This is a genomic window from Asanoa sp. NPDC050611, from assembly GCF_040654855.1.
Classification (GTDB): domain Bacteria; phylum Actinomycetota; class Actinomycetes; order Mycobacteriales; family Micromonosporaceae; genus Asanoa.
In genome coordinates, this window is the sequence record NZ_JBFAIU010000388.1 from 1 (window position 1) to 6,431 (window position 6,431).

The 6,431-nt window shown below is 73.0% G+C and carries 8 protein-coding genes; 2 read left to right on the forward strand and 6 right to left on the reverse strand.

Translation table 11 applies throughout. The annotated features are described in order from the left end of the window. Positions 1-672: 672 nt before the first annotated feature. From AB0H87_RS35915 to AB0H87_RS35925, 3 genes are all read right to left on the reverse strand, one after another. Positions 673-822 (reverse strand): hypothetical protein, encoded by a 150-nt coding sequence (locus AB0H87_RS35915; protein ID WP_360156258.1) that lies wholly within the window; start codon positions 820-822, stop codon positions 673-675. Between the two features lie 267 nt (positions 823-1,089). Next, on the reverse strand, positions 1,090-1,512 hold the full coding sequence (locus AB0H87_RS35920) for an arginase family protein (RefSeq protein ID WP_360156261.1): 423 nt from the start codon (positions 1,510-1,512) through the stop codon (positions 1,090-1,092). Continuing rightward, positions 1,509-2,363: an alpha/beta fold hydrolase gene (locus tag AB0H87_RS35925; RefSeq protein ID WP_360156264.1), complete on the reverse strand. Its 855-nt coding sequence runs from the start codon at positions 2,361-2,363 to the stop codon at positions 1,509-1,511. Before AB0H87_RS35925 ends, AB0H87_RS35920 begins: the two co-directional genes overlap by 4 nt. A 51-nt stretch (positions 2,364-2,414) precedes the next feature. Between AB0H87_RS35925 and AB0H87_RS35930 the strand changes: the two genes are divergently transcribed. Beyond that, complete coding sequence (locus AB0H87_RS35930; protein WP_360156267.1) at positions 2,415-3,005, forward strand: TetR/AcrR family transcriptional regulator; 591 nt, start codon at positions 2,415-2,417, stop codon at positions 3,003-3,005. Here AB0H87_RS35930 and AB0H87_RS35935 read toward each other — a convergent pair. Further along, the gene (locus AB0H87_RS35935; protein WP_360156270.1) at positions 2,974-3,390 is read right to left on the reverse strand and encodes a MerR family transcriptional regulator; all 417 of its coding nucleotides are present in this window, start codon (positions 3,388-3,390) and stop codon (positions 2,974-2,976) included. The two genes, AB0H87_RS35930 and AB0H87_RS35935, sit on opposite strands and share 32 nt — an antisense overlap. A gap of 9 nt (positions 3,391-3,399) precedes the next feature. Here AB0H87_RS35935 and AB0H87_RS35940 point away from each other — a divergent pair, with 9 nt between their 5' ends. Then, a complete protein-coding gene (locus AB0H87_RS35940; protein WP_360156273.1) occupies positions 3,400-4,095 on the forward strand; it encodes a methyltransferase domain-containing protein in 696 nt (231 codons plus the stop codon). Here AB0H87_RS35940 and AB0H87_RS35945 read toward each other — a convergent pair. After that, a complete protein-coding gene (locus AB0H87_RS35945; RefSeq protein ID WP_360156276.1) occupies positions 4,085-5,269 on the reverse strand; it encodes a zinc-dependent alcohol dehydrogenase in 1,185 nt (394 codons plus the stop codon). The genes AB0H87_RS35940 and AB0H87_RS35945 overlap by 11 nt on opposite strands. 28 nt (positions 5,270-5,297) lie before the next feature. After that, a partial coding sequence (locus AB0H87_RS35950) for an acyltransferase family protein (protein ID WP_360156279.1) occupies positions 5,298-6,431 on the reverse strand: 1,134 nt, incomplete at its 5' end.

Here is a 6,431-nt window from a genome sequence, read left to right on the forward strand (position 1 = left end):
ATCCCGCGCACCGGGCCGCCCTGATCGACGTCGCGGACCGGTACGGCGGCGCCACGTCGCGCCCGCGAGATCGCTCCCGACGGCTAAAGCTCCGGCGAAGCGCCGCACGAGAGGTGGAGGGTGAGCAGCTGATGGCCTGATCGGCACGCGGTTACGGCGTGGCCGGGGCTGCTGGTCAGTTGGCTGCCCGCGGCGCGGTCGAGGAGGGGCCTTCGGCGATCGCGGCCGCCCTCTGAAGGAGCAGGTCGTGGTTCCGTGGCCTGATCGGCACGCGGTTACGACGCGGCCGAGGCTGCTGGTCAGTTGGCTGCCCGCGGCGCGGTCGAGGAGAGGCCCGCGGCCGCCCCCTGAACGAGGACGTCCTGGTTCTATGGCCTGATCGGCACGTGGCGGCTCGGGCGAAGCAGCCTTTGCCCGCGGCCGGGTCAAGCAGGGAGACCCGGCGTGACCGCGGCTGCCCCTTGAACGAGGACGTCGTGGTTCCGTGGCCTGATCGGCACGTGGCGGCTCGTGCGAAGCTGCCGCGGCGAGCCATTGCCCGCGGCCCGGTCAAGCAGGGAGACCCTTCGCGATCGCGGCCGCCCCTGAACGAGGACGTCCTGGTTCCATGGCCTGGTCGGCACGTGGCGGCTCGTGCGAAGCTGCCGCGGCGAGCCATTGCCCGCGGCCCGGTCAAGCAGACAGACCCTTCGCGACCGCGGCCGCCCATTCCTCGACAAGGCGTCGTGCGAGCGCACCCGACGGATCGTGGCCGGGGTTGACCTCGGTGATGGTGAGACAAGCCAGCTCCGGCCGGGCGACCGCCACCTCCAGCGCCGCCATGGTGTCCGACAGTGACAGGCCTCCGTGGTACCGCGGGCAGTCCGCCAGTGGGAATGACGCGTAGTCGACCACGTCGAAGGTGTGCCAGCAGCGCCGGCCGGGAGCCCAGGGACGCCAGGGCGCGCCGCGCGGAATCGCGGGCCGTGCCGTCGGGCACGTCCGGGGCCGGCACCGTGATCGGGCGGGCCAGGCGATGCCATTGGCCCGCCGACCGCTGCGCCGGGTGGAAGCCGAACAGCGCGATGTCGGCTCCCCGCAGGTCGCCGGTCAGGGCCGGGTCGCCCTCCCCGAGCAGGTGGGCCACCCCGCAGCTGTCGAGGACGCCCCAGCCGTCCCCGGGCACGTCGAGGTTCGCGTCGCCGTCCAGGTGGAAGATGCCGGTGGGAGGGCGCGTGCCGCTCCCAGCACGAGAGTGCACTCGCCGCCCAGCAGGACCGGGATCTCGCCCGCGGCGACCGCCGACGCGGCCTGGTGCACGGTCGCCGCGACCGCCGGGAGGTTGCGGGCGCCCGACGGGGACCGGGGGGTGCCGAAGAACGACGGCGGTAGGTCGCCGTTGTCGTGGGCCGACACGCCCGCCGACGTCAGGGCCTCCACGAGGCCCGCCCGCCGCAGGTGGGCGGGGCCGCCCTCGACGCCGGGCGCGTGTGCCCCGGCGCTGCTCGGCACGCCGATGACCCGCAGTGTCATGAGGCGGTGAACGTGCGGATGCGGTCCACCACCAGGTCGGGGGAGTGGACCGGGAGGTCGTGGCTCGCGCCCGGGACCACCTCCACCCGGGCGGCCGGCAGCAGCGTGCGTAGGCGCGTCGCGACCGTGTTCGCGTCGTACAGCTGGCTGCGGGCGCCGAGCAGGACCAGCAGCGGCACCCCGGCCAGCGCCCGCAATGCCTCGTCCGTCAGCGGCGGCGGGACCGGCAGGCGGCGGCGGAAGCCCATGCTCGCGCGCAGCAGCGGCATCAGCTCGTCGTCGCGCAGCGTCGCGTTGTGCAGCACGCCCGCCAGGCGGTGGCGGACCCCCGCCGGCAGCAGCGCCGCCAGGCCGCCGGCGATCACCCACGCGAGGAAGCCCGGCGTCACGCGGCCCAGGCCCGCCGGGTCGAGCAGTGAGATCGACGAGGCCCGGTCCGCCGACCGCAGCGCGATCCAGCCGCCGTAGGAGCAACCGACGAGGTGCGCGCGGGGGATGTCCAGTGTGGACAACACCTCGCCCAGCCAGGCCACCAGGTCGTCGCCGCCGCCGATGGGGCGGTCCTGGACCGAGCCGCCCGGCTCGCCGATCGTGTCGACGGCGATGACCGGGCGGTCGGCGGCCAGCGCGGCCACGTGCCGGTGCCACATGAGGGAGTTGCCGCCCGCGCCCGGCAGCAGGACGAACGGGATGCCCGACGGCGGGCCCGAACGGTAGACGCGGGTCACGCCGTAGGAGGTCGGCAGCATGACCTCTGTGTACGGGACCGGCCACAGTCGAGCGAACGCCGAAGCGTACAGCGTCTGGAACGTGGTCCTGGCCTTCGGGCTGGTGAACACGCTGATGGTCACGTCGACACCCTTCGCCGCGACTTTTATTTGATACGAGCGTATCATGAAAGCGTGCCCAAGCGTGTCGACCACGACCAGCGCCGCCGCGAGATCGGTGCCGCCCTCCTGCGCATCGCCGACACCCGCGGGCTGCAGGCCGCCAGCATGCGCGAGGTGGCCGCCGAGGCCGGCGTCTCGCTGCGCCTCGTGCAGTACTACTTCCACACCAAGGACGAGCTGCTCCTGGCCGGCCTGAAATACCTCGGCGAGGAGCTCTCCGCCCGCGTCGAGCGGCACATCCCGCGACCGCCCACCCCGCGCGGCGTCGTGGCCGGGACGCTGACCGCCGTGCTGCCCACCGACGCCGAGGGCCGCCGGCTCACCCGCACCTACGCCGCCTACTACGCCCTCGCCCTGGCCGAGCCCAAGCTCGCACAGGAACACGGCGCCACCTACCCCGACCTGCTCGAGCGCTTCCTCGCCGGCCAGCTGGCCAAGGCGCAGGAGGACGGGCAGCTGGACCCGGGCCACGAGCCCGCGACCGTCGCCGCCGGGCTGCTCGCGCTCACCAACGGCCTCGGCTCCAGCGTGCTCGGCGGCCAGCGCGACGGCGCGGCCGCCACCGCGATCCTCAACTACCACCTGGATCGGCTTTTCGCCTGACCTCCGCCCGGAAATGCGGGCAGGTCGTCCAGTCGTCGGCCGGGCAGCGCGCCGCGTGGTCGAGCATCTCCCGGGCCGTTCGCAGCGCCAGGATCTGTGCGTCGACCGCGTCCCGGTGCGCGCGGAACGCCGCCCGGCGCTCCGGGCCTGCCGCCACGAGCAGGTCGCGGATGTCCGCCAGACCCAGCCCCGCGTCCTTCGCCAGCAGGATCGCGGCGACCCGCTCGACGTCCCGTCCCGTGTAGCGCCGCCGCCCCGCCGACGTCCGCTCCGGCGTCAGGAGGCCCATCTCCTCCCAGTGCCGCAGCACGTGGGTGGCCAGCCCGAACCGGGCGGCGAGGTCGCCGATCGCGATGGTTGACTTCAGGTCGACCTGAACTCGCATGCTCCCATCATGACGATCGCACCCGGCTTCCTCACCGCCCTGGACCGCTTCGAGACGCTGCCCGAGGCGCGGCGGCTCCGCGAACACAGCTACGACCTGCTCCGGCTGGGGCCCGGCGACCAGGTGGTCGACGTCGGCTGCGGCACCGGCCGCGCCGTGGCGGAGCTCGCCGACCGCGGCGCGGTCGCGACCGGCGTCGACCACGACCCGGCGATGGTCGAGGTCGCATGGCAACGCCACACCCACGGCCGCTTCCGCGTCGCCGACGCCCTCGACCTGCCGTTCGCCGACGGCGAGCTGGCCGGCTACCGCTCCGACAAGGTCCTCCACGACCTGCCCGATCCGGCTGGGGCGCTGGCCGAGGCCCACCGGGTCCTGACCGAGGGCGGTCGCGTCGTCGTGGTCGACATCGAGTGGGACGCGATCATCATCGCCGGCGACGACCCGGCGGCCATGCGACAGGTCATCCACGCGCGCACCGACCAGCTCAACGCCGGCTTCGCCGCCCGCCAGGCACCGGCTCTGCTCCGCGCACAGGGGTTCACCGAGATCAGCACGACCGCACACCACGAGGTGATCACGACGCCGGACCTGGCGGCGCTGTTCCTCAGCCGGATCGCCGGCGACGCCCCGGACCGGTTGACCCAGCCACCGTTGCTCGTCATCCCACTCCTGATGACGGCAGCGACGAAGGCTAAGGCTTGAGGACCACCTTGATGCAGCCGTCCTCCTTGTTCTTGAACATGTCGTACGCGCGCGGCGCGTCGTCCAGCGGCAGCTGGTGGGTCGTCAGGTCCTCGACGCCCAGCGGGTCACCGTCGCCGATCAGCGCCGGCATGATCTCGTCGACCCAGCGGTGCACGTGCGCCTGGCCCATCCGGATCGTGATGCCCTTGTCGAACAGGTCCAGCATCGGGAACGGGTCCGCCTGGCCGCCGTACACACCGATGATCGAGACGGTGCCCGCGCGGCGTACGCAGGCGAACGCGGTCTTCAACGCCGCCATCCGGTCGACGCCGACGGTCTCCATCGCCTTGCGGGCCACGGCGTCCGGCAACAGGCCCGTCGCCCGCTGCGCGAACTCCTGCATCGGCGACTGCTCCGCCTCCATGCCGACCGCGTCGATCACGCCGTCGGCACCGCGGCCGCTGGTCAGATCCATGATCGCACCGGGTACGTCGTCGACCGTGCTGTTGTCGATCACCTCGATGCCGTGCCGCTTCGCCATCTCGATCCGTTCGGGCACGCTCTCCACCGCCAGCACCCGCTCCGCACCGAGATATCGGGCCACCCGCGCTGTCATCTGCCCGATCGGCCCGAGTCCGATCACGACGACCGTCGAGCCGGGCGACACGTCCGCGTACCGCACCGCCTGCCACGACGTCGGCAGCACGTCGGACAGGAACAGGAAGCGCTCGTCCGGGGTGCCCTCCGGCACCTTGATCGGTCCGAACTGGGCCTGCGGCACCCGCAGGTACTCCGCCTGCCCGCCGGGCACGTGCCCGTAGAGCTTCGTGTAGCCGAACAGCGCCGCACCCTTGCCGTACTCGCGGACCTGGGTGGTCTCGCACTGTGCGAAGTTGCCACGCTCGCACATCCAGCAGGTGCCGCACGCGATGTTGAAGGGCACCACCACCCGGTCGCCGGGTGCGATGTTGGTGACTCCCGCGCCCACCTCCTCGACGACCCCCATCGGCTCATGCCCGAGCACGTCGCCGGGTTCGAGGTAGGGGCCGAGCACGTCGTAGAGGTGCAGGTCGGAGCCGCAGATGGCGGTCGAGGTCAGGCGGACGATCGCGTCTGTCGGTTCCTGGATCTTCGGGTCGGGAACGGACTCCACGGCCACTTTCGCCGTTCCTTGCCAAGTCAGAGCCTTCATTGGAAGCGTGTGCCCGCTGTGGCCGGATCTATGCGCCGGTCCGGGCGATGCGGGCGAGTTGGGGCAACAACCACGGAGCGATCACCTGTTGTACGCCTTCCGGCGTGAAGTGCAGGCCGTCGCTGCGGATCCGGACGCCGCCCGCGTCCCAGGTGAACCGGCCGTCCGGGCAGACCACGGTCCGGAGGTCGAGCACCGTGGCGCGGCGCTGCGCGGCGGTGGCCGTCAGCAGCCGGTTCCACGCGTCGACCCGGGCCGGATCGTCCTCGGGCCACAGGCCGCCGTCCGGGCGTTCGGCCCGCCGGGTGTACGGCGCGGTCAGCACGACCACGTGCCCACCGCGGGCAGCGACGACGTCGATCGCCCGGTTGAGCTCCCTGGCCAGGTAGGCGTCGAACTCCGGCTGCCCGACGTGCTGGTAGCGGCCGTTGAGCTTGCGGTCCATCAGCTCCCACCGGTCCAGCAGGATCACCGCCACGTCCGGGTCGTCGGTGCGGATGTTGCGCTGCCAGCGCTGGTCCCACTTGTCGCAGCCCGGGTAGTTCGGGTGCGGCGACCCCACATAGATGATCTCGGGCAGCCGGGCGATCCCGCACCCGGGCACGCCGCGCGCCGTCACCTGGAGCTTGTCCTGCTTGGGCAGGTACGTGCCGAGCGACCAGGAGACCGAGTCGCCCATGAACGCGATCCGCGGCAGGGCGCCGGGTGTGCGGCCCGCCCGCTGGATCGGCGGCGTGGCACTGGCCGAGGCGGCCGGACCGGGCCGCGTGTCCAGCGCGATCTGCGGCACCGGCCGGGCCGGCGGCGGCACGGTCAGCAGCGTCGCGACCAGCGCGGTGGCCAGCGCCGCGCTCACCCCGGCGGTCGCGCTGAGCCGGGGCCGGCGGCGGGTCCAGCGCGCGGTCCGGATCGGTCGCTCGACGAGGAGGTAGGAGGCGGTGGCCACGGCGAACACCGTGACCAGCCGCAGGCCGAGCAGCGGGAGCCCGGTCACCCCGGTGCGGTCCGCGGTCAGCCAGCCGAAGATCGGCCAGTGCCAGAGGTAGAGGCCGTACGAGATCCGCCCGATCAGCACCAGCGGCAGCAGCCCGAGCACGCGCGCGGTCGGCGACCGCGGGCTGACCACGGCGTGGGCGATCACCGCCGCGGTGGCCAGCGCGAC